The following is a 25,740-nucleotide window of genomic DNA, read 5'->3' on the forward strand; positions in this document are numbered from 1 at the left end:
ATGGAAGCGGGCATTACCGTGCTGGGTCGGGGTTGGCCCAACACGGCTGTGTCGTTAACCTGGCCAGAGCAGCTTGACGCTGAGGCGCCGGGTTTAAAAATCCGCCTTGAGCGACATCACGAGGTTGCGCGGTTCACCGTAGAAATTGCCAAACCCTTCGGTGCCCACGGTGGCGTAATAGCGCTTGTCGAGCAGGTTGTTGCCGTTCAGTGCCACCGACCAGGTGTCGTCGATGCGATAGCCAATACGCCCGTTCCACACGGCATAACCCGCTTGGCTGATGTCGTTGCCGCTGATAGGGGATACGCGGTAGTTGCTGCTCTGAGCGTTAACCCCGGCGCCGACGGTCACGCGCTCCAGCGCGCCCGACAGTGCGTAATCGGCCCATACGCGTAGCAGGTGGCGCGGCACATAGGCGTTGTAGGCCAGGCCATCCTGTTCAGGGTTGGCGTCCTCCAGCACTTTGGTCTGGGTGTAGGTGTAGCCGGCCAACACTTGCAGACGGTCGATGACTTCACCGCTGATTTCAGCCTCGAAACCTTGAGCACGGACCTTGCCGGAGTTGATCGAACAACTGCTGTCCGGGCACCGCGGATCGTCTTGGGCGGCGTCCTTTTGAACCGTGCGGAACAGGTTGAACGAGCTGTTCAGGCGCCCGTCGAGCCATTCGCCTTTGATCCCCAGTTCATAGCTTTGCCCGATCAGAGGTTTGAGGGTCGTGCCTGTAAAGGTGGCATAACCGCCTTGCGGGGTGAAAATGTCGGTGTAGCTGGCGTAAGTGGTGAGGTTGTCATTGAGGTCAAACAGCACGGCGGCAAACGGGGTGACTTGCCCGGTCTCTTTGGCCTTGGCACTGAGAGGAGTGCCCTCGCCGCGCCAGTACGAGATCTGATGGCTGTCAGAAGAGTACCAACTGACGCGGCTGCCCAGCACCACCGTCAGCGGGTCGGCCAGTTTCAGTCGGGTGAGGGAGTAGGCGCCGTATTGCTGGATACGCATGTCCAGCGGGCCGCCTCGTGAGGCATTGGCCAAGTAATAGCTTTCGTCAGGGCGCGGCAAGTGGTGGTCCGGGTTGAGTACGTTCTGACGCTGAGGCAACGCGGCCACGGCGTAGAAGTCATCTTTGTGAGAACGGCTGGCATTGGCCCCCACGATCAGTTCGTGCTGTTGGCCGAAGGCATCAAATTTACCGTCTACGTACGCATCGAACCCGTAATCGACCTGGTCGTAGTCATACGTGCTGCCCAGCATCAAGGTGTGAGTGGCGGTGGCGCCGACGGGCACCGAGCCGCTGGGGAACGCGTACTCCATGTTTTGTGTGTTTTTGGAGTAAACCCCGGCGACTTTCAGTGCCCAGTCGTCATTGAGCTGGTGCTTGAGGTCACCGAACACGGTGGTGCGTTTGCTGCGCTGGTTGTTCCATGCGGTATTCAGGCAAGTGGAGCGTTTGAGTTTCAGGTCGCTGCCATCGGCATAGCGCGGCAGCCCACCCCAGCAGGGTGTGGCGTCGACGTCTTCATAGGCCAGGCCCAGCCCCAGCGTGGTATCGGCGCTAAGGTCGAAGTCCAGAGCGCCGTAGTAGATCTGGTCTTTGCGCGCGGCCACGTCATAAAAATACTGGCGGGTCTGTTGCGTGACCACGGCGCGGCCACGCACGGTGCCAGACTCGTTCAACGGGCCGCCAGTGTCGACCTGGCCCCGGTAGTTGTCCCACGTGCCCGCAGAGAGCGACAGTTGCGTATGCGGTGTGTAATCGCCACGTTTGCGCACAAAGTTGATCCCGCCTGCCGTGCCGCCCGCGCCTTTCATCATGCCAGCGGCGCCACGCAACACTTCCACCCGGTCATAGATGGCCATGTCGCTGTTGAAACTGTCGGCTTGCACGTAGCTGCTGCCGATGTCCAATGGCACACCGTCGTATTGGTACTGCCCGGTCATGCGAAACCCGCGCGAATAGAAATACTTGCCGCCCATGGGCGAGTCGTACACGGTGATGCCGGGTGTTTTTTCCATCACCTGCTCAATGGTGTTGAGGTTCTGGTCGTCCAGCATTTTGCGGGTGATGACCGTGACTGATTGCGGGGTCTCCTTGAGGCTGTGGGACCCCTTGCCGATGGTCACTGCCTGTGCGGTGTAAGAGCCGGAGCCTTCAGTGGTGGCGTCGCGGTGTTGCTCGACGATGTGGGTGAGGCCCAGTTGCAGCGCCTCGCCGTTTTGCGGGGCGGGTTCGACGCTGAAGTCACCTTGCTCTGTAATGCGCAATTGCAGGCCGCTGCCGCTAAGCGCCGTGTTCATCGCCTGTTCGGCAGACATGTGCCCCATTACCGCTGGCGCCTGTTTACCCTGCACGAGGGTGGGTTGCAGCGAGATGATCTTGCCGCTCTGGCTGGCGATGGCATTGAGCGTATTGGCCAGCGGGCCAGACTTGAGATTGAAGCTCAGGTCTTGCGCCTGAAGCGCGGCTGAGTTGGCCAGCGTTGCCAGGGCAACAGCGACAGTTAGGGCATGGGGCCACGGATTGAGCACGGCATTCTCCTGATCGTGTGCAAGTGTCAGGAGATAGGTGGGATGAGAAATGAAAACCGGACACAAATAAGATTAATTTTCAAAAAGAAATCGCCCGCTCATTTGGCGCTGATCACTGTCAGCCACGGGCTGTAATGGTCCACACGGATCGCAAGGGTGTGTGCCAGTGCCGTGAAGGCGCGTTGCGGATCATTGAGCGGGTACACGCCTTGTACGCGCAAGTTGCGCACCTCGGGCGCCACGCGCACATAACCCCGGGTATAGGGCCGCAGCGCATCGATCACGTGTTCAAGCGAATCATCCAGCACATTGAGCCGGCCGCTCTGCCAGTCGGCACGCTGGCGTTGTTCGCCGGGTAGCCGACTGATGCGGTCGGTGTAGAGCAGCGCGCTCTGACCTTCTTGCACATTCAGCACGGTGCCGTTGAACAGTCGTGCTTCAATGCTGTGCTCAAGCACGACCACACGGCTGGCGCCAGGCTCTTGGGCCACCAGAAAGCGCGTCCCCAGGGCGCGGATTTCGCCTTGCGCGGTGCGCACACGCAACGGGCGGTGCACATCAGGCGCAACCTGGATCACCAGTTGGCCGTGGCGCAGAATCACCAGCCTTTGCGTGGCATCGAATTGCAGGTCGACCGCGCTGTTGGCATTGAGACTCAGATGGCTGCCATCCGCGAGGGTGTAATCCTGTCGCTGAGCATGGCCCGTCGACAGGTCCGCCAGCAGCGAATCCCCCACCGGGCTGCGGGCGCCCAGCCATAACCCGCCACCGAGCAACCCCAGGCCCGCGATCACGCGCAAAGCATCGCGGCGCGAGGCGTGGGGTTGCAGCAGTAACTGACGCGCCTCGCCCGCCTGGCCGGGTACGCGTTTATCCAGTGCGCGTACGGTGTTGAACGCGCCGCCCAGGCGATCGTGCAGCAGCGTCCAGGCTTGCTGGTGGGTCGGGTCTTGGCTTAGCCACTGGTTAAAGCGTGCTTGCAGTGCAGCATTTGGCGTGCCTGCGCGCAGCTTGACCATCCAGTCAATCGCCTGCTCGCTGACCGGGTCCAGCGCTGGCTTGCTCATACGCCCAAATCGCTCAGGTAACACTGGCGCAGGGCTTGTTTCATGTAGCGACTGACGGTGCGATCCGACAAGCCCAGTTTTTGTGCAATCGCCACATAACTCAAGCCATCGAGCTGGCTGTACAGGAAGGTGGCCTTGACGATCATGGGCAAGCCGTCGAGTGCGCGGTCGATGGCGATTAGTGCCTCTGTCAGTTGCCATTGCTCTTCGGGGGAGGGCGCCACGGCTTCGGGCAATAGGGCCAGCCGTTCCAGATACGCCAACTCCAGCTTGCGCCGCCGGTGGCGATCGAAGATAAGCCGCCGCGCAATGGTCGACAGGTACGCACGAGGTTGCTCGATGGTGTCAGGGTCGACTTGGGCCGCCAGCAACTGGCAAAACGTATCCGCCGCCGTGTCCTGCGCATCAGCATGGTTGCGTAAGCGTCGCTGAATATGTTGCAGCAGCCAGCGATGGTGATCGCTGAAAAAGAAACCCAGCTTGCTGGTTGGGAGAGATTGCACCGGTCGGCTTTCCAGAGGTGAGTGCGAATAGTTCTCAATATTAGCGGCGAGATGATGGCCACTGCAATCTCTGGTTACGTGCAGGTGCGAGTTGCGCGAGTGAGCTGTGAATGGTGGCGTGGCGAGGAGGCGGGCATAATCGTCGGCTGAAATTGTGTGCAACATCTGATCTGGAGTCGCTCATGAACCTATCGGCTTTCACCACTTTGGCCCTGACCATCACGCTCGGCATTTTCAGTGCCGCGGCCGCGGCGGCGGGTGATGCCGACGCAGGGGCCAAGTTGTTCACCAAAACCTGCGGGGGCTGCCACAGCATCGGGCCGGGTGCGCGAGGTGGTTTCGGTCCGCAGCTCAATGGCGTGATCGGACGCACTGCCGGGATCACGCCGGGTTATCAATACTCGGACGCGATGAAGAACTCAGGCGTGGTCTGGAGCCGCGAAACGCTGGCCGCCTACATCGAGGCGCCGAAAAAAGTCGTGAGCGGTACGCGCATGATTTTCTGGGGCATCAGCGACCCGCAGAAGATCGACGATCTGCTGGCCTATATCGCGACCTTTCAGGACACCGATCACTGAATGTCTTTGAGGTAGTCTTTGAGCTGCTCCAACGGGGTGTGCAGTTGGGTCAGCGTTTTCGCGTGCTGGAACGCACAGGCCAGCTTGTACAGCTCGCGGCCCAAGGGCTTTTCGGCACCGCCCAACGCGTTTAACGCGTGCCTCAGGCACTCGGCGACTTTGTGCTGAATGCCCGCGATATCGCCGTTACGCACCAGCAAGGCAAAGAGTTCGCGTTGATAGTCAGCCATCACATAATCGTCACGCAGCACCGGGCTTTGACCGTCCGTCTCGTGCACCAGCTTGAGAGAGAAAAGCGCAACTGCCTCCAGCGACGATTCCATGCAATAGGTTCCTGTGAGTGGGTGCCAAGCGAGCGAATTCACTTTTTGACAGGCGAAAAAAAAGACCTTGAATTTCAAGGTCTTTTTTTAAGATGGTGCCCCGAGGGAGACTCGAACTCCCACTTCTTGCGAAAACGGATTTTGAATCCGCCGCGTCTACCAATTCCGCCATCAGGGCTCAATGGCGGCGAAGTATAGAGATGAGTTTTAGGTCGGTCAACAACTTATTGGTCTATTTTTACTAAGTCCGTTAAACTCCCCGGCCCTGCTAGACGAAACCTATCATGCGCGTTGCTGACTTTACTTTCGAACTCCCTGATTCGCTCATCGCACGCCATCCTTTGGCGGAGCGCCGCAACAGTCGCCTGCTGACCCTGGATGGGGAGAGCGGGGCGCTGGCACATCGTCAATTTACTGATTTGCTTGAACATTTGCGTTCGGGTGATTTGATGGTGTTTAACAATACCCGGGTGATTCCGGCACGCCTGTTTGGCCAAAAGGCTTCGGGCGGCAAGCTGGAAATTCTGGTTGAGCGCGTGCTCGACAGTCATCGGGTGCTAGCGCATGTGCGCTCCAGCAAGTCGCCAAAGCCAGGTTCAAAGATCCTGATCGATGGCGGTGGCGAAGCGCAGATGCTGGCGCGCCACGATGCGTTGTTTGAGCTGGGCTTTGCTGAAGAAGTGTTGCCCTTGCTGGACCGTGTCGGGCACATGCCGCTGCCGCCGTACATCGACCGTCCGGACGAAGGCTCGGACCGTGAACGCTATCAAACGGTCTACGCTCAGCGCCTGGGTGCTGTGGCTGCGCCAACGGCCGGGCTGCACTTTGATGAGCCGCTGATGCAGGCCATTGCCGCCAAAGGCGTTGAAACGGCGTTCGTGACCCTGCATGTGGGCGCGGGCACGTTCCAGCCGGTACGGGTTGAGCGCCTTGAGGATCACCACATGCACACTGAATGGCTGGAAGTGGGCCAGGACGTGGTGGATGCCGTGGCGGCGTGCCGTGCACGGGGCGGGCGAGTGATTGCCGTGGGCACCACCAGCGTGCGTTCGCTGGAGAGCGCAGCGCGTGATGGCGTGCTCAAGCCGTTCAGTGGTGACACCGATATCTTTATTTTCCCGGGCCGGCCGTTTCATGTGGTCGATGCGCTGGTGACCAATTTCCATTTGCCAGAATCCACGCTGCTGATGCTGGTTTCGGCGTTCGCCGGTTATCCCGAAACCATGGCGGCCTACCAGGCTGCGGTCGAGCATGGATACCGCTTCTTTAGTTACGGTGATGCAATGTTCATCACCCGCAATCCCGCGCCGACGGCTCCTGCCCCGGCCCCAGAGGATCAAGCATGAGCAACTGTCGTATGTCTTTCGAGTTACTTGCCACCGATGGCAAGGCTCGTCGCGGTCGTCTGACCTTCCCGCGTGGTGTGGTGGAAACCCCGGCGTTCATGCCGGTGGGTACCTACGGCACGGTCAAGGGCATGTTGCCGCGCGATATCGTCGATACCGGCGCGCAGATGATTTTGGGTAACACCTTTCACCTGTGGCTACGTCCTGGCACTGAAGTGATCAAAAAGCACGGCGACCTGCACGACTTCATGAAGTGGCAAGGTCCGATCCTGACTGACTCGGGTGGTTTTCAGGTGTTCAGCCTGGGGGCCATGCGCAAGATCAAAGAAGAGGGCGTGACCTTTGCCTCGCCCGTAGACGGCGCCAAAGTCTTCATGGGCCCGGAAGAGTCGATGCAGGTTCAGCGCGATCTGGGCTCCGACGTGGTCATGATTTTTGACGAGTGCACCCCGTACCCGGCCGACGAAGACGTGGCTCGGGTGTCTATGGAGCTGTCGTTGCGCTGGGCTCAGCGCTCTAAAAATGCTCACGGCGATAACACCGCAGCCCTGTTCGGGATCGTCCAGGGCGGCATGCACCAGAACCTGCGCGAGCGTTCGCTCGAAGGTCTGAACAAGATCGGCTTTGATGGCCTGGCCATCGGCGGTTTGTCGGTAGGCGAGCCCAAGCACGAAATGATCAAGGTGCTGGATTACCTGCCTGCCATGATGCCGGCTGACAAACCTCGTTACCTTATGGGGGTTGGCAAACCTGAAGATCTCGTGGAGGGTGTGCGCCGCGGTGTGGACATGTTCGATTGCGTGATGCCAACCCGTAATGCCCGCAATGGGCATCTGTTCATCGACACCGGTGTGATCAAGATCCGCAATGCGTTCCATCGCCATGATGATTCGCCGCTGGATCCGACCTGCGACTGCTACACCTGCCAGAACTTCTCCCGTGCTTATCTGCATCATCTGGACAAGTGCGGCGAAATGCTGGGTAGCATGCTCAATACCATCCACAATTTGCGGCACTATCAGGTGCTCATGGCTGGTTTGCGCGAGGCTATTCAACAGGGTACATTGGCCGCCTTTGTCGATGCCTTCTATGCCAAGCGCGGGTTGCCTGTACCGCCCCTGGACTGATTTTCGGACCCTAAGAAACACTTTTTGCAACTGGAGTGCTTAATGAGCTTTTTCATCTCTCCCGCTTTCGCGGACGCTGCTGCACCTGCTGCTGGCCCAGCCGGTACTGGTTTTGAGTGGATTTTCCTGGTCGGCTTCCTGGTCATCTTCTACCTGATGATCTGGCGTCCACAGGCCAAGCGCGCCAAAGAGCAGAAAGCCCTGTTGGGTAACCTGCAAAAAGGCGACGAAGTTGTAACCACTGGCGGTATCGCCGGCAAAATCACCAAAGTGACGGATGCTTTTGTTGTGATCGAAGTGTCTGACACTGTCGAGCTGAAAATTCAGAAGGGCGCTGTAGCTGCCACGTTGCCTAAAGGCACGCTGAAAGCGATCTAAAGTTTCAACTTTTAACAATCGACGGGGCGCGCAAGGCGCCCCGCGTTCTAAGCGGGCGGCGTGATTGATGCTGAACAAATACCCTCTGTGGAAATACGTACTGATCCTGGCGGTGCTGGCGATCGGTTTTATTTATTCCGCTCCCAATCTCTACCCGGATGATCCGGCTATTCAGGTGTCTGGCGCGAGCACGGCACTGCAAGTGACCGACGCTGACCTGGAGCGTGCGAGCAAAGCGCTCAAGGATGCCGGCATTGCTGTGAAAGGCGCCACGTTGGCAGCCAACGGCAAAGGCGGTTTGTTGCGTCTGGCGAGCAAAGACGACCAGTTGCCAGCAAAAGACGTGGTGCGCAAGGCCTTGGGTGACGACTACGTCGTAGCGCTCAACCTGGCTCAGACCACGCCACAATGGCTGCGTAACCTGGGTGCTCACCCAATGAAGCTGGGTCTGGACTTGTCGGGTGGTGTGCACTTCCTGCTGGAAGTCGACATGGACAAGGCCGTCGACGCGCGCATGAAAGTGTACGAAAGTGACGTCAAAAGCCTGTTGCGTAAAGACAAGCTGCGTTATCGCAGTCTGCCGCAGCTCAATGGTGCCATTCAGTTGGGTTTTGCTGATGAAGCAACCCGTGAGCAAGCGCGTAGCCTGATTCGCAAGAACTTCAATGACTTCGACATTGCCGCTGCGGATCTGAACGGTCAGCCGGTGCTGCGTCTGGCGATGACCCCGGCCAAGCTGGCGGAAATCCGTGAATATTCCATCAAGCAAAACCTGACAACCGTCCGTAACCGGGTTAACGAGTTGGGTGTTGCCGAGCCTCTGGTTCAGCGTCAGGGTGCCAACCGCATCGTGGTTGAGCTGCCGGGCGTGCAAGACACCGCCGAAGCCAAGCGTATCCTGGGCAAGACGGCCAACCTTGAGTTCCGTCTGGCCGCAGAGCCGGGCGCATCCAAAGCCACTTCCGAGACGTTCGAGTTCCGTGAAGGCAATCGCGCTTCCGCGCAAATCGAGCGTGGCTTGATCATCACGGGTGATCAGGTAACCGATGCGCAAGCGGGTTTTGACGAGCACGGCCGACCACAGGTGAACATCAAGCTTGATGGTCATGGTGGCGAGTTGATGAGCCGTTCCACTCGCAGCAACGTCGGTCGCAGCATGGCGGTTATCTTCATCGAGCAGAAGCCGGTGACGACCTACACCAAGCAAGTGGTTGACGGTGTTGAGAAGGAAGTGCCGGTTCAGACCTTCAAGGAAGAGAAAAAGATCATCAGCCTGGCGACCATCCAGTCGCCGCTGGGCAGCCAGTTCCGGATTACCGGTCTCAATGGCCAGGGTGAAGCGTCCGAGTTGGCACTGCTGCTGCGTGCCGGTGGTCTGGCGGCACCGATGTACTTTGCTGAAGAGCGCACCATTGGTCCGAGCCTGGGTGCTGACAACATCACCAAAGGTGTTGATGCATCGCTGTGGGGCATGCTGTTTGTGTCCATCTTCATCATCGCCATCTACCGCTTCTTCGGTGTGATCGCGACGGTGGCGTTGGCGGGCAACATGGTCTTGCTGCTGGCGCTGATGTCGTTGCTGGGCGCTACCCTGACCCTGCCGGGTATCGCGGGTATCGTATTGACGATGGGTATGGCGGTTGACGCCAACGTGCTGATCTTCTCGCGTATTCGTGAGGAAATCGCCAATGGCATGACACCACAGCGGGCGATCAATGAAGGCTTCAATCGTGCATTCACGGCGATTATCGACTCCAACCTGACAACCCTGTTGGTCGGCGGGATTCTGTTTGCCATGGGTACCGGGCCTGTCAAAGGCTTTGCGGTGACCATGTCTCTGGGGATCTTTACCTCGATGTTCACGGCCATCATGGTGACCCGCGCAATGGTCAACCTGGTTTACGGCGGTCGGGACTTCAAGAAGTTGTGGATTTAAGGGGCTGCCATGTTACGTACAATCAACTTCATGGGCGTTCGCAACGTTGCGTTCGGCGTCACTGTGCTGCTTACCGTGCTGGCCTTGTTCAGCATGTTTCACAAGGGCATGAACTACGGCCTGGACTTCACCGGCGGTACGCTCATCGAGCTGACCTACGAGAAGCCGGCTGATTTAACCAAGGTGCGAACCGAACTGGCCTCGGCCGGTTTCCACGATGCAGTGGTGCAGAGCTTTGGCGCAACGACCGACTTGCTGGTGCGTATGCCGGGCGACGATCCGTTGCTGGGCAACAAGGTGGCCGCTGCGCTGGGGCAGGCAGATACCACCAACCCGGCCGTTATCAAGCGTGTCGAGTTCGTAGGCCCGCAAGTGGGTGAAGAGCTGCGCGATCAGGGCGGTCTCGGCATGCTGATGGCGCTGGGCGGCATCATGCTTTACCTGGCTTTTCGCTTTCAGTGGAAATTCGCGGTCGGCGCCATTGTTTCGTTGGTGCACGATGTGATCGTGACGATGGGTGTGCTGTCGTTCTTCCAGATCACCTTCGACCTGACAGTGTTGGCGGCGGTGCTGGCGATCATCGGTTACTCGCTTAACGACACCATCGTGGTGTTTGACCGGGTGCGAGAGAACTTCCGTGTGCTGCGCAAGGCCAGCCTGATCGAGAACATCAATATCTCGACCACGCAAACCCTGCTGCGCACCATGGCGACGTCGATCTCCACCTTGCTGGCGATTGCAGCGCTGCTGATCTTTGGTGGCGACAACCTGTGGGGCTTCTCGATTGCCTTGTTTGTGGGTGTATTGGCGGGTACTTACTCTTCGATCTACATCGCCAACGTGGTGCTGATCTGGCTGAACCTCAACAGCGAGGATCTGATTCCTCCTGCGGCGAGCGAAAAGGAAATCGACGACCGTCCATGACGGTGAGTTGATCTCTGGCGATCACCTAAAAGGCGCGAGTATTGAACTCGCGCCTTTTTTTATGCTCCAAGGCTAGGATTAGCGTGGGATTGTTCCTACGTAGGATGGCCTGGAGGTTCGCGTGAACAAATCTTTGCTGGTAGGTGCTGTTTTGGGTGCTGTCGGTGTCACTGCCGGTGGTGCTGTTGCCACTTACAGCTTGGTTAAAGCCCCGGAGTCTGCGCAAGTGCTGGCTGTTCAGCCGGTCAAGCAACAGATTAAAACGCCGCGTGAAGTGTGCAAGGACGTGACTGTTACACGTCGAGCGGCGGTCAAGGATGAGCACCAGATTGTCGGTAGCGTGATTGGTGCGGTGGCGGGTGGTCTTTTGGGTAACCAGGTCGGTGGCGGTAGCGGCAAGAAGATTGCGACCGTTGCGGGTGCAGTAGGCGGGGGTTATGCCGGTAACAAGGTGCAAGAAGGCATGCAGAACCGTGATACCTACACCACGACGCAAACGCGCTGTAATACCGTTAACGACATCAGTGACAAAGTGGTCGGTTACGACGTGCGTTATTCGCTGGATGGCAAGGAAGGCAAGGTGCGTATGGATCACGAGCCGGGCAGTTCAATCCCGGTGGGTAAAGACGGCAATTTGATTCTTGGGCAGGGCCCGCAATAAATTTGGCCTGTTGAGTCTAGGAACTGCCGCCGCTTGCCCGCTTTATTGTCAAAAGCGCGCAGCCAGCGGCAGCTACGGATTTAGGAGGCAAAAAAAAGCACCCCGAGGGGTGCTTTTTTGTTTGCGTGCTTCGCTTAGCGTTTCAGCGAGGCAGGCAGATGCGGCTGAATAGCCGTCAGCACAGCTTTGAAGCACTTGGTGTTGCCGGCAACGATGTGGCCTTTTTCAAGGAAATCGTGGCTGCCGGTGAAGTCGCTGACCAGGCCGCCTGCTTCTTGAATCAACAGTGCGCCTGCGGCCATGTCCCATTCGGACAAGCCCGACTCCCAGAATGCGTCGAAACGACCGGCGGCCACATAGGCCAGGTCCAGGCTGGCAGCGCCTGCACGACGGATACCAGCGGTTTGACCGACCAGGCTGCGGAACATGCCCAGATAGTTGTCCAGGTTGTCCATTTGGTTGTCGCGGAACGGGAAGCCGGTACCCAGCAGGGCGCCTTCAAGGCTGGTGCGACCGCTGACGCGCAGGCGGCGACCATTGAGTTGGGCGCCACGGCCACGGCTGGCGGTGAATTCTTCCTGGCGAACCGGGTCAAGTACGACGGCGTGCTCAAGGCGGCCACGGTATTTGCAGGCAATGCTGACTGCGAAGTGCGGAACGCCACGCAGGAAGTTGGTAGTGCCATCCAGTGGGTCGATGATCCACAGGTAGTCGGCGCCTTCGCCGCTGCCAGCGTGCAGGCCGGTTTCTTCACCGAGAATGCCGTGTGTCGGATAAGCCTTGCGCAAGGCGTCGATGATTTTCTGCTCGGCAGCACGATCGACTTCAGAGACGTAATCCTTGGCGTCTTTTTCGTCAACCTTGATGGTATCCAGGCGCTCGATGGAGCGGAAAATCAATTCACTGGCGCTGCGGGCGGCGCGCAGCGCGATATTCAGCATGGGCTGCATGGACGTTTCACCTAGGTCGTTAAAGAAAGCCGAACATTCTAGCAGAAAAGTTTGGCATATGAAGGTTTGCGTTAGCTTTCGTAGCTTAAGGTGATGGGCTTAGGTAAGATTTGCTCCCTTTTAACGGTCTGTGAGCGCTCCCATTGCTGTCAAATATTCGTGTCGTTCTGGTCAATACCAGCCATCCCGGCAACATCGGTGGTGCTGCGCGTGCCATGAAAAACATGGGCTTGTCGCGACTGGTTCTGGTTGAGCCGAGGCTGTTCCCGCATCACGAGGCCGATGCGCGTGCGTCGGGCGCGGGCGATATTCTCGAAAATGCACAGGTAGTGGCCACGCTGGAGGATGCTCTGGTGGGGTGCAATCTGGTATTGGGTACCAGTGCGCGCGATCGCCGTATCCCATGGCCGTTGCTCGATCCGCGTGAGTGCGGGCAAAAAGTTGTCGAAGAGGCCACGCAGGGCGCTGAGATTGCTCTGGTGTTTGGTCGTGAAGATTCGGGCCTGACCAATGATGAGTTGCAGCGCTGCCACTTCCATGTGCACATTCCATCGGACCCTGAGTTCAGCTCGCTGAACCTGGGTGCGGCAGTGCAGGTGCTGAGTTACGAGATCCGTATGTCCTGGCTGGCGGCTCAGGGGCAGCCGAGCAAAATGGAAAAAGATGAAGTGGCTTCCACCAAAAGTGGTGAGCTGGCGACCATGGATGAGCTGGAGCGCTTTTACGAGCATCTTGAGCAGACGTTGGTCGCGATCGAGTTTCTTGATCCTGAAAAACCGCGCCACCTGATGGCGCGTCTGCGTCGCCTGTATGGCCGCAGTTCGGTGAGTCGTGCCGAAATGAACATATTGCGTGGCATTCTTACTGAAACCCAAAAGGCAGCCCGTGGCGAGCTGCTCAAGCGCAAGGATTAAAGATGTTCGAGCGTCTGCGTGAAGATATCCAGAGTGTGTTTCATCGTGATCCGGCGGCGCGCAATGCTTTTGAAGTGCTGACCTGCTACCCGGGGATGCATGCCATCTGGATACATCGCCTGTCCGGGTTGTTGTGGCGCGCGGACTGGAAATGGCTGGCGCGGCTGGTGTCGAACTTCGGACGCTGGCTGACCGGGATTGAAATTCATCCGGGGGCGAAGGTCGGTCGCCGTTTCTTCATCGATCACGGCATGGGGATTGTGATTGGCGAAACCGCTGAAATCGGTGATGACGTGACGCTTTATCAGGGCGTAACCCTGGGCGGCACTACGTGGAACAAAGGCAAGCGCCATCCCACGCTTGAGGATGGTGTTGTAGTCGGGGCGGGAGCCAAAGTGCTAGGCCCGTTTACCGTGGGTGCGGGAGCCAAAGTCGGCTCCAATGCGGTTGTCACCAAGGCAGTACCGGCGGGGGCGACGGTCGTGGGTATTCCGGGCCGTATCACCATCAAGCATGACGATGAGGTGCAGGCCAAGCGCAAGGCAATGGCCGAAAAGATCGGTTTTGATGCTTACGGTGTCAGTGAGGACATGCCGGACCCTGTTGCGCGTGCCATCGCTCAATTGCTGGATCACTTGCAGGCGGTCGACGGCAAGCTGGATGGCATGTGTGGTGCCCTCAAAGATCTTGGTAGTCCGTATTGCGCCAAGGACTTGCCGCAGTTGCGTCAAGAGGATTTCGCCTGTGTGCAGGGCAAGGATGAAGTGAAGCCGGGGTAGGGTTGTGGTGGCGGCGGATGGCTGCGCAGGCTTGGGCGGCGAATGCGTACAGCGCGCTTGTGTGCTCATGTGCCATTACGCCGCAGCCCCTGCTACAATGCGGCCGCTGTTTTGCGGGTAATCCCGACTAAAGTACTAGGTCTAATAGTTGACTTAAATAGTCGGGAATAGCATACTCGCCCCCATTCCGAATTCCGTGGTACCTGTCCATGAGACTGACTACAAAAGGCCGTTACGCCGTCACTGCAATGCTCGATTTGGCGTTGCATGCACAGCACGGGCCGGTGTCCCTGGCCGACATTTCCGAGCGCCAGGGCATTTCCCTTTCCTACCTTGAGCAACTCTTTGCAAAGTTGCGCCGCAGCAGTCTGGTTTCCAGTGTGCGCGGCCCTGGTGGTGGCTATCAGCTATCGCGCGACATGCAAGGTATTCAGGTGGCCCAGGTTATCGATGCGGTAAACGAGTCCGTCGACGCCACACGTTGCCAGGGCCTTGGCGATTGCCATGCCGGTGACACGTGCCTGACCCATCACCTGTGGTGTGACTTGAGCCTGCAAATACACGAGTTTCTCAGCGGTATCAGCTTGGCTGATCTTGTCACTCGCCGTGAGGTACAAGAAGTAGCCCAGCGTCAGGATCTGCGCCGCTGTAATGGCAAGGCGCCGCACCTGGATAAGATCGAAGCGTCCGCCGTCGATTGATTGCATAAAAACGACGGTGCGCCAGCCAGCCTGATTTAGGAGATAGTCCATGAAATTGCCGATTTACCTTGATTACTCAGCCACCACCCCGGTTGATCCGCGTGTTGCTCAAAAAATGAGCGACTGCCTGTTGGTTGACGGGAACTTCGGTAACCCGGCTTCGCGCTCCCACGTATTTGGCTGGAAGGCCGAAGAAGCGGTTGAAAACGGTCGTCGTCAGGTTGCTGATCTGGTCAATGCCGATCCGCGTGAAATCGTCTGGACATCCGGCGCTACCGAGGCCAACAACCTTGCCATCAAGGGCGCTGCGCATTTCTATGCGACCAAAGGCAAGCACCTGATCACTGACAAAATCGAACACAAAGCCGTACTCGACACCATGCGTCAGCTGGAGCGAGAAGGCTTTGAAGTGACCTACATCGAGCCAGGTGAAGACGGTCTGGTCACACCTGCGATGGTTGAAGCCGCCATGCGCGACGACACCATTCTGGTTTCGATCATGCACGTGAACAACGAGATCGGCACCATTAACGATATCGCTGCCATTGGTGAGCTGACGCGCTCGCGCGGCGTGTTGTTCCATGTGGATGCGGCTCAGTCTACGGGCAAGGTTGAAATCGACCTGGCCAAGCTGAAAGTCGACCTGATGTCTTTCTCGGCACATAAAACCTACGGTCCGAAGGGTATCGGCGCACTGTACGTGAGCCGCAAGCCTCGTGTGCGTATCGAAGCAACCATGCACGGCGGCGGTCACGAGCGCGGCATGCGTTCGGGCACTCTGGCCACCCACCAGATCGTGGGCATGGGTGAGGCGTTCCAGATTGCCAAAGAAGAAATGGCCGCTGAAAACGTGCGCATCAAAGCCTTGAGCGACCGTTTCTTCAAGCAGGTTGAACATCTTGAAGAGCTGTACGTCAACGGCAGCATGACTGCCCGCGTCCCGCACAACCTGAACCTGAGCTTCAACTACGTTGAAGGCGAGTCGCTGATCATGGCGCTCAAGGATCTGGCGGTGTCGTCCGGTTCGGCCTGCACATCTGCATCCCTTGAGCCGTCTTACGTATTGCGCGCCCTGGGCCGCAACGATGAGCTGGCTCACAGTTCGATTCGCTTCACGTTCGGTCGCTTCACCACCGAAGAAGAAATCGACTACGCCGCGCAGAAGGTGTGCGAGGCCGTTACCAAGCTGCGCGCCCTGTCGCCGCTGTGGGACATGTACAAAGACGGTGTCGACATCTCGAAAATCGAGTGGGCGGCGCACTGATATTTCAAGTCGCCGTAGATAGCCGCTGTAAACGCAGCGCATAGCCGCTTTTACAGCGTCTCAAGAGCGACTCTCTGATGAGTGAGGATAAGTACCATGGCTTACAGCGAAAAGGTCATTGACCACTACGAGAACCCGCGCAACGTCGGCAAGATGAACGCGGAAGATCCAGATGTTGGTACCGGCATGGTCGGCGCCCCTGCTTGCGGCGACGTCATGCGCCTGCAAATCAAGGTGAACGAGCAGGGCATCATCGAAGATGCCAAGTTCAAGACCTACGGTTGCGGTTCGGCAATCGCGTCCAGCTCCCTGGCAACTGAGTGGATGAAGGGCAAGACTCTGGATGAAGCAGAGACCATCAAAAACACCCAGTTGGCTGAAGAGCTGGCTTTGCCACCCGTAAAAATTCACTGCTCCGTGCTCGCTGAAGACGCCATCAAGGCGGCCGTTCGCGATTACAAGCAGAAGAAAGGTTTGATCTGATCCATTGCGCCCTTATATGGCGCATGTGTGGTGAAGAAACCGGCAACAGGTAAGGAGTCACGATGGCTATCAGCATGACAGAAGCGGCTGCCAAGCATATTCGCCGCTCCCTTGATGGGCGCGGCAAAGGTGAGGGGATTCGTCTGGGTGTTCGCACCACGGGCTGTTCCGGTCTTGCCTATGTGCTGGAGTTTGTCGATGAAGTGGGCGAAGACGATCAAGTGTTCGAAACCCATGGCGAAAAAGTGATCATTGATCCCAAAAGCCTCAGCTACCTGGACGGCACCGAGCTGGATTTCGTCAAGGAAGGTTTGAACGAAGGCTTCAAGTTCAATAACCCTAACGTGCGCGGTGAATGTGGCTGCGGCGAAAGCTTCAACATCTGAGGCTACTCGTGGGTACTCCTTGTCATTTTGCTTTGTTTGAACTGCAGCCGGGCTTCAATCTGGATCTCGACCAGTTGGCTGTGCGCTATCGAGAGTTGGCGCGTGGTGTTCACCCGGACCGCTTTGCTGACGCTTCCGAGCGTGAGCAGCGTCTGGCGCTCGAACAGTCCGCCGGCCTCAATGAGGCTTACCAGACGCTCAAAAACCCTTCTAAACGCGCGCGCTATTTACTTGCGCTCAAGGGTAATGAGACGCCGCTGGAAGTCACGGTGCATGACCCTGAGTTTCTGATGCAGCAGATGCAGTGGCGCGAAGAGCTTGAAGACCTGCACGACAGCGCCGATATGGCCGGTATTGCAGCATTCAAGCGTCGGCTCAAGGTTGCTCAGCAAGCACTGAACAACAGCTTCGCTGCTTGTTGGGATGATGCAGCGCAACGCGAACAGGCAGAACGCCTGATGCGGCGCATGCAGTTCCTTGACAAGCTCAATTACGAAGTGCGCCAGTTAGAAGAGCGCCTCGACGATTAACTCCGTGCTTTCCTGATTGCACGCCTGATTACAGATAAGTCCTGATAACGATGGCCCTACTGCAGATCGCCGAACCCGGCCAAAGTCCTCAACCGCACCAGCGTCGTCTGGCTGTGGGGATTGACTTGGGCACTACCAATTCCTTGGTCGCTGCATTGCGCAGCGGTCTCTCCGAGCCTCTGGCTGATGCGCGCGGCAATGTCATTTTGCCATCCGCTGTGCGCTATCACGCTGACCGTGTTGAAGTCGGTGAGTCGGCGCGCCTGGCAGCCTCCAGTGATCCGTTCAACACCGTATTGTCGGTCAAGCGCTTGATGGGTCGTGGTTTGTCCGACGTCAAGCAGTTGGGCGAGCAATTGCCTTATCGTTTTGTCGGCGGCGAGTCGCACATGCCGTTCATCGATACGGTGCAAGGCCCGAAAAGCCCGGTAGAAGTGTCGGCCGAGATTTTGAAGGTGTTACGCGAGCGCGCCGAAAAAACCCTGGGTGGCGAATTGGTCGGTGCGGTGATCACTGTTCCGGCCTACTTCGATGATGCTCAGCGTCAGGCGACCAAGGATGCGGCCAAACTGGCCGGTCTGAACGTGTTGCGTTTGCTCAATGAGCCGACTGCTGCTGCGGTTGCCTACGGCCTGGATCAATCGGCTGAAGGCGTTGTTGCCATCTATGATTTGGGCGGCGGGACCTTCGATATTTCGGTGCTGCGTTTGACTGGCGGTGTATTCGAAGTCCTGGCCACTGGCGGCGACAGCGCGCTGGGCGGAGACGACTTCGATCATGCAATTGCCAGTTGGATGATCGAGCAGGCGGGTTTGTCTGCTGATCTCGATCCGGGCACCCAGCGTCAATTGCTGCAAGCGGCCTGTGCTGCCAAAGAAGCCCTGACCAACGCCTCCTCTGTGACCGTCACCTTTGGCCAATGGTCCGCCGAGTTGACCCGTGAAGCGTTCGAGGTGTTGATCGAACCCATGATTGCCCGCAGCCTCAAGGCTTGCCGTCGTGCTGTGCGCGACGCCAATATCGAGATTGAGGATGTGCAAGCCGTGGTCATGGTTGGTGGTTCGACGCGTGTGCCGCGCGTGCGTGAAGCTGTGGCGGACATGTTTGGTCGCCAGCCGCTGACGGATATCGACCCGGATCAAGTGGTTGCCATTGGTGCAGCGATCCAGGCCGATACCCTGGCCGGTAACAAGCGTGAGGGTGGCGAGTTGTTGTTGCTGGACGTGATTCCGCTGTCGCTCGGTCTTGAGACCATGGGCGGGCTGATGGAAAAAGTCATTGCGCGCAATACCACGATCCCGGTTGCGCGGGCGCAGGATTTCACCACGTACAAAGATGGCCAGACGGCCATGATGATTCATGTGCTGCAAGGTGAGCGCGAACTGATCAGCGACTGTCGCTCTCTGGCGCGCTTTGAATTGCGCGGGATTCCGCCGATGGTGGCAGGTGCCGCTAAAATTCGTGTGACCTTCCAGGTGGATGCCGATGGTTTGCTCAGTGTGTCGGCGCGAGAGCTGGGTTCTGGCGTCGAAGCCAGCATTCAGGTCAAGCCGTCTTACGGGCTGACCGATGGCGAGATCGCCAAAATGCTCAAGGATTCGTTCCAGTACGCGGGTGACGACAAAGTGGCCCGCGTGTTGCGCGAGCAGCAAGTCGATGCGCAACGCCTGATCGAGGCTGTGCAAGCGGCGCTTGAGGTGGACGGTGATCGTTTGCTGGACGCCGAAGAGCGGATGGTCATCGAGCTGCAAATGCAAGAATTGTCCGAATTGTTGAAAGGCACCGATGGTTACGCCATCGAGCAGCAGACCAAGCGTCTGTCTCAAGTGACCGATGCCTTTGCCGCCCGCCGTATGGACTTGTCCGTCAAGGCCGCTCTGGCGGGGCGCAACCTGAATGAAATCGAGGAATAACTGATGCCGCAGATCATTTTTCTGCCACACGCCGAGCATTGCCCGGACGGTATGGTTGTCGAGGCTGAGACCGGTAAGTCGATTCTCGAAGTGGCACATGACAATCACATCGAAATTGAAAGCGCGTGCGGCGGCGTCTGCGCCTGTACCACGTGCCACTGCATCATTCGCGAAGGTTTCGATTCGTTGGAAGAGGCTGACGAGCTGGAAGAAGACTACCTTGACCGTGCGTGGGGCCTTGAAGCGCAATCACGCCTCAGCTGTCAGGCCAAGGTCGGTACTGAAGACCTGACGGTCGAAATTCCGAAGTACTCGCTCAACCATGCGGCCGAAGCGCCACATTGATAAGGAATTGTCATGAGCCTCAAGTGGGTTGATGTGCAGGAAATCGCGATTCAGCTGGCTGAAACTCACCCGGATGTAGATCCGCTCTCGGTGAATTTCGTCACGCTGCGCAATCTGGTGATGGCACTACCAGAGTTCGATGACATCCCTGATCGCGGGGGAGAGAAGGTTCTCGAAGCCATTCAGGGTTTGTGGATCGAAGAAGCCGACTAAGCTTGTAATCGACGTAATTATGCAATGCCCCAGAACCCGCGTATAATTCGCGGGTTTAATTTTTCGCTTAAATCACTGTTTCTGGAGTTACACCATGGCTGTTCAACGCACTTTCTCCATCATCAAGCCTGACGCTGTTGCAAAAAACGTTATTGGCGAGATCACCACTCGTTTTGAAAAAGCCGGCCTGAAGGTTGTAGCTTCCAAATTGAAGCAACTGTCCAAAGCCGAAGCTGAAGGCTTCTACGCTGAGCACAGCGCTCGTGGCTTCTTCGGCGACCTGGTTGCTTTCATGATCTCCGGTCCTGTTGTTGTTCAGGTTCTGGAAGGCGAAAACGCTATCGCTCTGAACCGCGAACTGATGGGCGCTACCAACCCTAAAGAAGCAGCTGCCGGCACTATCCGTGCTGATTTCGCTGAATCCATCGACGCTAACGCTGTTCACGGTTCCGACTCTGAAGCAGCTGCTGCTCGTGAAATCTCGTACTTTTTCGCAGCAACTGAAGTAACCACTCGCTAAGTATTGGCGTGTGAGTGAGGGTGAAGACATGATTGCAACGACTGGCAAAACCAACCTGTTGGGTTTGACCCAACCGGAAATGGAGAAATTCTTCGACTCAATCGGGGAGAAGCGTTTCCGTGCCGGTCAGGTCATGAAGTGGATTCACCACTTTGGCGTCGATGATTTCGACGCCATGACTAACGTCAGCAAGGCCTTGCGCGACAAGCTCAAGGCTATTGCTGAGGTTCGTGGACCTGAAGTCGTCAGCGAGGACATTTCCACCGACGGTACCCGTAAATGGGTCGTGCGTGTGGCGTCCGGCAGCTGCGTCGAGACCGTTTATATTCCTCAGGGCAAACGTGGCACGTTGTGCGTTTCGTCCCAGGCTGGCTGTGCCCTGGATTGCAGTTTCTGCTCCACCGGCAAGCAAGGTTTCAATAGCAACCTCACCGCCGCCGAAGTCATCGGTCAGGTGTGGATTGCCAACAAATCCTTTGGCAGCGTCCCGGCAACCGTCGACCGTGCCATCACCAACGTGGTGATGATGGGCATGGGTGAGCCGCTGCTGAACTTCGACAACGTCATCGCCGCCATGCATCTGATGATGGATGACCTGGGCTACGGCATCTCCAAGCGCCGCGTAACCTTGTCGACCTCGGGTGTGGTGCCAATGATCGATGAGCTGGCCAAGCACATCGATGTGTCGCTGGCGTTGTCGCTGCACGCACCCAATGACGAGCTGCGCAGTCAGTTGGTGCCGATCAACAAGAAGTACCCGCTCAAAATGCTGCTTGAGTCCTGCCGTCGCTACATGGCGACCCTGGGTGAGAAGCGCGTTTTGACTGTTGAATACACCATGCTCAAAGACGTGAACGACCATGTCGACCACGCGCGTGAAATGATCGAACTGCTCAAAGACACGCCGTGCAAGATCAACCTGATCCCGTTCAACCCGTTTCCGCATTCCGGTTATGAGCGTCCGAGCAACAATGCCATTCGCCGTTTCCAGGAACTGCTGCAACAGGCCGGTTACAACGTGACCGTGCGCACGACACGTGGCGAAGACATCGATGCGGCCTGTGGGCAGTTGGTCGGGCAGGTCAATGACCGTACCCGTCGCAACGAGCGCCACTTGGCATCGATTGAAGCCGTTTCGGTGCAAAACGCTGCTGCCCAGCCCTGAGAGAGGCACTCTATGACCCTGCGTGCAGCGCTTTGTGTGGTGTTAGTCAGCGTGTTGGCTGGCTGCGTTTCATCGGGTGGATCAAACCCGATGAGCACCGACAAAGGCCGTGATGCAGCGCGTCAGGCGTATGTTCAGTTGGGGCTTGGTTATTTGCAGCAGGGCATGGCCGAACAGGCCAAAGTTCCCTTGGGCAAGGCCCTTGAGCTGGATCAGGACGCCCCGGACACCCACGCAGCGCTGGCCTTAGTGTTTCAGCGCGAAATGGAGTTTGAGCTGGCAGAGCAAAGCTTTCAAAAAGCCTTGGCTGCCCGCCCGCACGATGCCCGCACGCTCAACAACTACGCCAGCTTGCTGTTTGAACAGCAACGCTATCAAGACGCCTACACGCTGTTTCACAAAGCCGCCGCTGACAATCTTTATCCTGAACGCTCCCGGGTTTACGAAAATTTGGGTATAACGGCGCTCAAGCTGGGGCAGCCTGAAACAGCACGCGGTTACCTTGTAAAAGCATTGCGCCTGAACCCCAAACAACCGAGAGCCCTGCTGGAAATGGCCGAGTTGTCCTACCAGGACCGTCAATATGTGCCCGCGCGCGAGTTTTACGATCGTTTTAGCCTGCTTAGTGGGCAAAATGCACGTAGTCTATTGCTCGGTGCGCGACTGGCGGCTGTGTTCGATGATCGCGCCACACCAGCCAGTCATGGCCAGCAACTAAAACGACTTTATCCCGGCACGCCGGAATATCAGCAATACCTGTCGGAGCAATGATGAAAGCGGCGCAACCCGAAGTTCTAGCAGCGACTCGAGTCAATCCCGGTGAGACCTTGCGTCAGGGCCGTGAAAACAATGGATGGACATTGGCTGAAGTCGCCTTGAAGCTCAATCTCACGGCCAGTGCCTTGAGTCATCTTGAGACGGGCGCGTTCGACAAATTGCCAGGCCATACCTTTGCCCGTGGCTATATCCGCGCTTATGCCAAGCTGCTGGGTATGGATCAGACGGCCCTGGTGCATGAGTTTGATCTGTTTACCGGCACTGACTCGTCCGGCAGCAACGTACACAGTTTGGGCCGCATCGAAGAACCGGTGCGCGTGTCTCACACCATTTTGCGCATTGTCAGCCTGTTGCTGTTGTTGGCAGTGATTGGCGGCGGCTTTATCTGGTGGCAGGACCAAACGTCCATGCGCGCCAAGGACCTGATCGGCCTCACGCCCGAACACGTTGAAGTGGAAGGGGCTGACGGCACGACCCAGATCCATCCGCTGGACGAGCCTGAAGATCAGGCCGTGGCTGAAGCCAAAACTGAAAGCGAAGCGGCTGTTCCTGTTGCGCCTGCTGGTGATCAGACGGCTACGACCGCCTTGGCATTACCTGCCGCCCCCCAAGCGGCGGCTGCCGAAACGCCCGTGCCAGTGGTTCAGCCCGCTCCAGTCCCGGCGCCCGCGGTGCCGGTCGCTGTGGCGCCCGTAGTTGCAACACCCGCACCGACAGCTGCGGCACCGGCAGCCGTCGCAGGTGCTGGCAACGTTGGCGTGCAATACACCGCTGATTGCTGGACTCAAGTCACCGATGCCACAGGTAAAGTGCTGTTCGGCGGCTTGAAGCGCAAAGGCGAAAATCTTGAAGTGAGCGGCAAGCCTCCCTTGAGCTTGCGCCTGGGCTTTGCCCGCGGTGCACAAGTGACCTACAACGGTCAGTCAGTGGACCTGGCTCCTTTCACCAGTGGCGAAACTGCTCGCCTGAAGTTAGGTCAATAAGTCATGCACGGCGAATCTCCAATCAAACGTCGCGAATCGCGAAAAATCTGGGTCGGCTCAGTGCCAGTGGGTGGCGATGCCCCTATTGCCGTACAAAGCATGACCAACAGCGACACCAACGATGTAGCCGCCACCGTTGCGCAAATCAATCGTCTGGAAGCTGCCGGTGTCGATATCGTGCGGGTTTCCGTGCCTGATATGGACGCTGCCGAAGCGTTTGGCCGCATCAAGCAATTGGTAAAAGTACCGTTGGTTGCCGATATCCACTTCGATTACCGCATCGCCTTGCGCGTGGCGGAATTGGGTGTGGACTGCCTGCGTATCAACCCCGGTAACATCGGCCGCGAAGACCGTGTGCGTGCAGTGGTTGATGCGGCGCGTGACCGTGGTATTCCGATCCGCATCGGTGTTAACGCGGGTTCGCTCGAAAAAGACCTGCAAAAAAAGTACGGCGAACCGACCCCGGCAGCCTTGGTTGAGTCGGCCCTGCGCCACGTTGAACACCTTGAACGCCTGAATTTCAAGGACTTCAAAGTCAGTGTGAAGGCGTCCGATGTGTTCATGGCCGTTGAAGCCTATCGTCTGTTGGCCAAAGAAATTGTGCAGCCGCTGCATTTGGGTATCACTGAAGCGGGTGGATTACGCTCAGGCACAGTGAAATCTGCCGTGGGCCTAGGTATGCTGCTCGCCGAAGGCATTGGCGACACCATTCGCATCTCGTTGGCTGCCGACCCGGTGGAAGAAGTGAAAGTCGGCTACGACATTCTCAAATCCCTGCGGTTGCGTTCGCGTGGCATCAATTTCATTGCCTGCCCAAGCTGTTCGCGCCAGAACTTCGACGTGGTAAAAACCATGAACGAACTGGAAGGGCGCCTTGAAGACTTGCTGGTTCCCTTGGATGTTGCTGTGATTGGCTGTGTAGTAAACGGCCCCGGCGAAGCCAAAGAGGCCCATGTGGGTTTGACCGGTGGTACACCAAACCTGATTTACATCGACGGTAAGCCGTCGCAGAAATTGACGAATGAAAATCTGGTGGATCAACTCGAAAAATTGATCCGCCAGAAAGCGGCCGAAAAGGTCGAAGCTGACGCTGCTGTGATCGCGCGCGGCTAATCAAACGAATTAAGGATTTACTGTGAGCAAGTCACTGCAAGCCATTCGTGGCATGAACGACATCCTGCCTGAGCAGACGCCCCTGTGGCGCTTCTTTGAAGCTAAGGTTGCGCGTTTGCTGGATAACTACGGTTACAAGCAGATCCGTATGCCGATCGTCGAGTTCACCGAGCTGTTCAAGCGCTCGATCGGTGAAGTCACCGATATCGTCGAAAAAGAAATGTACACCTTCGAAGACCGCAACGGCGATTCGCTCACGCTGCGCCCCGAAGGCACCGCGGCCTGTGTGCGTGCAGTGCTTGAGCACGGCATCACCGGTGGCGGTCAGGTTCAGAAACTGTGGTACGTCGGCCCGATGTTTCGCCACGAGCGCCCGCAAAAGGGCCGTTATCGCCAGTTTCACCAAGTGGGTGTCGAAGTGTTCAACCTCGATGGGCCGGACATTGATGCCGAGCTGATCGTGCTGACCTGGCGCCTGTGGGGTGAGCTGGGGATTCGTGATGCGGTCAAGCTGGAACTCAACAGCCTGGGCACCAGCGAAGCCCGTGCGCGGTATCGCAACGCATTGGTCCAATACCTGACTTCGCGCCTGAGCGAGCTGGACGAAGACAGCCAGCGTCGCCTCAAGTCCAACCCGCTGCGTGTACTCGACACCAAAAATGCCGACACTCAAGCGGTACTGGTTGATGCGCCGAAGCTGGTGGATTACCTCGACGAAGAATCCCGTGTGCATTTTGAGGGCCTCAAGGCACGTCTCGATGCTGCCGGCATTCCTTATGTCATCAATCCCAAGCTGGTACGCGGGCTCGATTACTACAGCAAAACCGTATTTGAGTGGGTCACTGACAAACTCGGCGCCCAAGGCACCGTGTGTGCCGGTGGCCGTTATGACGGCCTGGTGGAGCAAATGGGTGGCAAGCCCACCTCCGGCGTTGGTTTCGCCATGGGGATCGAGCGTTTGATCCTGATGCTCGAAACCCTTGAGCAGATCCCGCAAGAAATCTCGCGACAGGTGGATGTTTACCTGTGCGCCTTCGGTGAAGCCGCTGAACTGGCCGCGCTTGCCCTGAGCGAACGTGTCCGTGATCAGTTGCCCAGCCTGCGTCTGCAAGTCAATGCGGGCGCTGGCAGCTTCAAAAGCCAATTCAAGAAAGCCGACAAGAGCGGTGCCTTGTACGCATTGATCCTGGGTGACGACGAATTGGCCCAGCAAGTGGTAGGTGTCAAACCCCTGCGTGGCCAGGGCGAACAACAAACTATTGCCTGGGATGCTCTTTCCGAGCACTTGGCCACCTGCGTTGTGCAGGGTTGAAGCTGTAAAAACAGCCGATTTAT

Annotated in this window: 28 protein-coding genes and 1 tRNA gene; 23 read left to right on the forward strand and 6 right to left on the reverse strand. The window is 57.7% G+C overall.

Going from position 1 to position 25,740, the window contains the following annotated elements:
• Nucleotides 1–93: 93 nt before the first annotated feature.
• The 3 genes from ACP7A4_RS01965 to ACP7A4_RS01975 form a co-directional block, all read right to left on the reverse strand.
• Nucleotides 94–2,526: a TonB-dependent siderophore receptor gene (locus tag ACP7A4_RS01965; protein ID WP_059765038.1), complete on the reverse strand. Its 2,433-nt coding sequence runs from the start codon at nucleotides 2,524–2,526 to the stop codon at nucleotides 94–96.
• A gap of 98 nt (nucleotides 2,527–2,624) precedes the next feature.
• A complete protein-coding gene (locus tag ACP7A4_RS01970) occupies nucleotides 2,625–3,593 on the reverse strand; it encodes a FecR domain-containing protein (RefSeq protein WP_203302310.1) in 969 nt (322 codons plus the stop codon).
• On the reverse strand, nucleotides 3,590–4,096 hold the full coding sequence (locus tag ACP7A4_RS01975; protein ID WP_048401247.1) for a sigma-70 family RNA polymerase sigma factor: 507 nt from the start codon (nucleotides 4,094–4,096) through the stop codon (nucleotides 3,590–3,592). Before ACP7A4_RS01975 ends, ACP7A4_RS01970 begins: the two co-directional genes overlap by 4 nt.
• Before the next feature lie 182 nt (nucleotides 4,097–4,278).
• On the opposite strand from ACP7A4_RS01975, the gene ACP7A4_RS01980 reads away from it, so the two are divergent.
• Nucleotides 4,279–4,674, forward strand: coding sequence for a c-type cytochrome (locus ACP7A4_RS01980; protein WP_426245315.1), 396 nt, complete (start codon nucleotides 4,279–4,281; stop codon nucleotides 4,672–4,674).
• Here ACP7A4_RS01980 and ACP7A4_RS01985 read toward each other — a convergent pair.
• Together ACP7A4_RS01985 and ACP7A4_RS01990 are read right to left on the reverse strand one after the other, a co-directional pair.
• On the reverse strand, nucleotides 4,668–4,997 hold the full coding sequence (locus ACP7A4_RS01985) for a hypothetical protein (RefSeq protein WP_426245317.1): 330 nt from the start codon (nucleotides 4,995–4,997) through the stop codon (nucleotides 4,668–4,670). The genes ACP7A4_RS01980 and ACP7A4_RS01985 overlap by 7 nt on opposite strands.
• Nucleotides 4,998–5,090: 93 nt before the next feature.
• Nucleotides 5,091–5,175, reverse strand: a tRNA-Leu gene (locus tag ACP7A4_RS01990).
• 106 nt (nucleotides 5,176–5,281) lie between these two features.
• Here ACP7A4_RS01990 and queA point away from each other — a divergent pair.
• The 6 genes from queA to ACP7A4_RS02020 all read left to right on the forward strand — a co-directional run bounded on the left by queA (nucleotide 5,282) and on the right by ACP7A4_RS02020 (nucleotide 11,369).
• Nucleotides 5,282–6,343 carry a tRNA preQ1(34) S-adenosylmethionine ribosyltransferase-isomerase QueA gene (queA, locus tag ACP7A4_RS01995; protein WP_048362594.1) on the forward strand — a complete coding sequence of 354 codons (1,062 nt, stop codon included), beginning with the start codon at nucleotides 5,282–5,284 and terminating at the stop codon, nucleotides 6,341–6,343.
• 11 nt (nucleotides 6,344–6,354) lie between these two features.
• On the forward strand, nucleotides 6,355–7,470 hold the full coding sequence (gene tgt, locus ACP7A4_RS02000) for a tRNA guanosine(34) transglycosylase Tgt (RefSeq protein ID WP_088500051.1): 1,116 nt from the start codon (nucleotides 6,355–6,357) through the stop codon (nucleotides 7,468–7,470).
• 42 nt (nucleotides 7,471–7,512) lie between these two features.
• Nucleotides 7,513–7,848, forward strand: a complete 336-nt coding sequence (gene yajC / locus ACP7A4_RS02005; RefSeq protein ID WP_047273832.1) for a preprotein translocase subunit YajC — start codon at nucleotides 7,513–7,515, stop codon at nucleotides 7,846–7,848.
• A gap of 67 nt (nucleotides 7,849–7,915) precedes the next feature.
• A complete protein-coding gene (secD, locus tag ACP7A4_RS02010) occupies nucleotides 7,916–9,784 on the forward strand; it encodes a protein translocase subunit SecD (RefSeq protein ID WP_048362596.1) in 1,869 nt (622 codons plus the stop codon).
• A 9-nt stretch (nucleotides 9,785–9,793) separates the two neighbouring features.
• The gene (gene secF, locus ACP7A4_RS02015) at nucleotides 9,794–10,708 is read left to right on the forward strand and encodes a protein translocase subunit SecF (RefSeq protein WP_059765026.1); all 915 of its coding nucleotides are present in this window, start codon (nucleotides 9,794–9,796) and stop codon (nucleotides 10,706–10,708) included.
• Nucleotides 10,709–10,829: 121 nt separating this feature from the next.
• On the forward strand, nucleotides 10,830–11,369 hold the full coding sequence (locus ACP7A4_RS02020) for a glycine zipper 2TM domain-containing protein (RefSeq protein WP_059765024.1): 540 nt from the start codon (nucleotides 10,830–10,832) through the stop codon (nucleotides 11,367–11,369).
• Nucleotides 11,370–11,503: 134 nt separating this feature from the next.
• Here the strand turns inward: ACP7A4_RS02020 and suhB are convergent, their stop codons facing one another.
• Nucleotides 11,504–12,319 carry an inositol-phosphate phosphatase gene (gene suhB / locus ACP7A4_RS02025; protein ID WP_047273836.1) on the reverse strand — a complete coding sequence of 272 codons (816 nt, stop codon included), beginning with the start codon at nucleotides 12,317–12,319 and terminating at the stop codon, nucleotides 11,504–11,506.
• A gap of 143 nt (nucleotides 12,320–12,462) precedes the next feature.
• Between suhB and trmJ the strand changes: the two genes are divergently transcribed.
• The 16 genes from trmJ to hisS all read left to right on the forward strand — a co-directional run bounded on the left by trmJ (nucleotide 12,463) and on the right by hisS (nucleotide 25,717).
• Nucleotides 12,463–13,233, forward strand: a complete 771-nt coding sequence (gene trmJ / locus ACP7A4_RS02030; RefSeq protein ID WP_048362599.1) for a tRNA (cytosine(32)/uridine(32)-2'-O)-methyltransferase TrmJ — start codon at nucleotides 12,463–12,465, stop codon at nucleotides 13,231–13,233.
• Nucleotides 13,234–13,235: 2 nt separating this feature from the next.
• Entirely contained in the window at nucleotides 13,236–14,012 is a 777-nt protein-coding gene (cysE, locus tag ACP7A4_RS02035) for a serine O-acetyltransferase (protein ID WP_426245321.1), read from the forward strand.
• A gap of 209 nt (nucleotides 14,013–14,221) precedes the next feature.
• Nucleotides 14,222–14,713 carry a Fe-S cluster assembly transcriptional regulator IscR gene (gene iscR, locus ACP7A4_RS02040; protein WP_048362601.1) on the forward strand — a complete coding sequence of 164 codons (492 nt, stop codon included), beginning with the start codon at nucleotides 14,222–14,224 and terminating at the stop codon, nucleotides 14,711–14,713.
• Between the two features lie 49 nt (nucleotides 14,714–14,762).
• Nucleotides 14,763–15,977 (forward strand): IscS subfamily cysteine desulfurase, encoded by a 1,215-nt coding sequence (locus tag ACP7A4_RS02045; RefSeq protein ID WP_048362602.1) that lies wholly within the window; start codon nucleotides 14,763–14,765, stop codon nucleotides 15,975–15,977.
• A 96-nt stretch (nucleotides 15,978–16,073) separates the two neighbouring features.
• Nucleotides 16,074–16,460: a Fe-S cluster assembly scaffold IscU gene (iscU, locus tag ACP7A4_RS02050; protein ID WP_007929523.1), complete on the forward strand. Its 387-nt coding sequence runs from the start codon at nucleotides 16,074–16,076 to the stop codon at nucleotides 16,458–16,460.
• A gap of 62 nt (nucleotides 16,461–16,522) precedes the next feature.
• The gene (iscA, locus tag ACP7A4_RS02055; RefSeq protein WP_048362603.1) at nucleotides 16,523–16,846 is read left to right on the forward strand and encodes an iron-sulfur cluster assembly protein IscA; all 324 of its coding nucleotides are present in this window, start codon (nucleotides 16,523–16,525) and stop codon (nucleotides 16,844–16,846) included.
• A gap of 8 nt (nucleotides 16,847–16,854) precedes the next feature.
• Entirely contained in the window at nucleotides 16,855–17,376 is a 522-nt protein-coding gene (hscB, locus tag ACP7A4_RS02060) for a co-chaperone HscB (protein ID WP_059765016.1), read from the forward strand.
• A gap of 50 nt (nucleotides 17,377–17,426) precedes the next feature.
• Nucleotides 17,427–19,289: a Fe-S protein assembly chaperone HscA gene (hscA, locus tag ACP7A4_RS02065; RefSeq protein ID WP_059765014.1), complete on the forward strand. Its 1,863-nt coding sequence runs from the start codon at nucleotides 17,427–17,429 to the stop codon at nucleotides 19,287–19,289.
• A gap of 3 nt (nucleotides 19,290–19,292) precedes the next feature.
• Entirely contained in the window at nucleotides 19,293–19,634 is a 342-nt protein-coding gene (gene fdx / locus ACP7A4_RS02070; protein WP_048362606.1) for an ISC system 2Fe-2S type ferredoxin, read from the forward strand.
• A gap of 12 nt (nucleotides 19,635–19,646) precedes the next feature.
• Entirely contained in the window at nucleotides 19,647–19,847 is a 201-nt protein-coding gene (iscX, locus tag ACP7A4_RS02075) for a Fe-S cluster assembly protein IscX (RefSeq protein ID WP_059765012.1), read from the forward strand.
• Nucleotides 19,848–19,941: 94 nt separating this feature from the next.
• Complete coding sequence (gene ndk / locus ACP7A4_RS02080) at nucleotides 19,942–20,367, forward strand: nucleoside-diphosphate kinase (protein WP_003443361.1); 426 nt, start codon at nucleotides 19,942–19,944, stop codon at nucleotides 20,365–20,367.
• A gap of 28 nt (nucleotides 20,368–20,395) precedes the next feature.
• Nucleotides 20,396–21,532 carry a 23S rRNA (adenine(2503)-C(2))-methyltransferase RlmN gene (rlmN, locus tag ACP7A4_RS02085; RefSeq protein WP_048362607.1) on the forward strand — a complete coding sequence of 379 codons (1,137 nt, stop codon included), beginning with the start codon at nucleotides 20,396–20,398 and terminating at the stop codon, nucleotides 21,530–21,532.
• Between the two features lie 12 nt (nucleotides 21,533–21,544).
• Nucleotides 21,545–22,303, forward strand: coding sequence for a type IV pilus biogenesis/stability protein PilW (gene pilW / locus ACP7A4_RS02090; protein WP_203302314.1), 759 nt, complete (start codon nucleotides 21,545–21,547; stop codon nucleotides 22,301–22,303).
• Nucleotides 22,303–23,292 carry a RodZ domain-containing protein gene (locus tag ACP7A4_RS02095; RefSeq protein ID WP_426245326.1) on the forward strand — a complete coding sequence of 330 codons (990 nt, stop codon included), beginning with the start codon at nucleotides 22,303–22,305 and terminating at the stop codon, nucleotides 23,290–23,292. The genes pilW and ACP7A4_RS02095 overlap by 1 nt, the downstream gene beginning before the upstream one ends.
• 3 nt (nucleotides 23,293–23,295) lie before the next feature.
• Nucleotides 23,296–24,405: a flavodoxin-dependent (E)-4-hydroxy-3-methylbut-2-enyl-diphosphate synthase gene (gene ispG / locus ACP7A4_RS02100; protein WP_048362610.1), complete on the forward strand. Its 1,110-nt coding sequence runs from the start codon at nucleotides 23,296–23,298 to the stop codon at nucleotides 24,403–24,405.
• Between the two features lie 22 nt (nucleotides 24,406–24,427).
• Entirely contained in the window at nucleotides 24,428–25,717 is a 1,290-nt protein-coding gene (gene hisS, locus ACP7A4_RS02105) for a histidine--tRNA ligase (RefSeq protein ID WP_426245329.1), read from the forward strand.
• Nucleotides 25,718–25,740: the final 23 nt, after the last annotated feature.

The sequence above is a fragment of the Pseudomonas sp. TWR3-1-1 genome (genome assembly GCF_049896545.1).
GTDB lineage: Bacteria > Pseudomonadota > Gammaproteobacteria > Pseudomonadales > Pseudomonadaceae > Aquipseudomonas > Aquipseudomonas weihenstephanensis.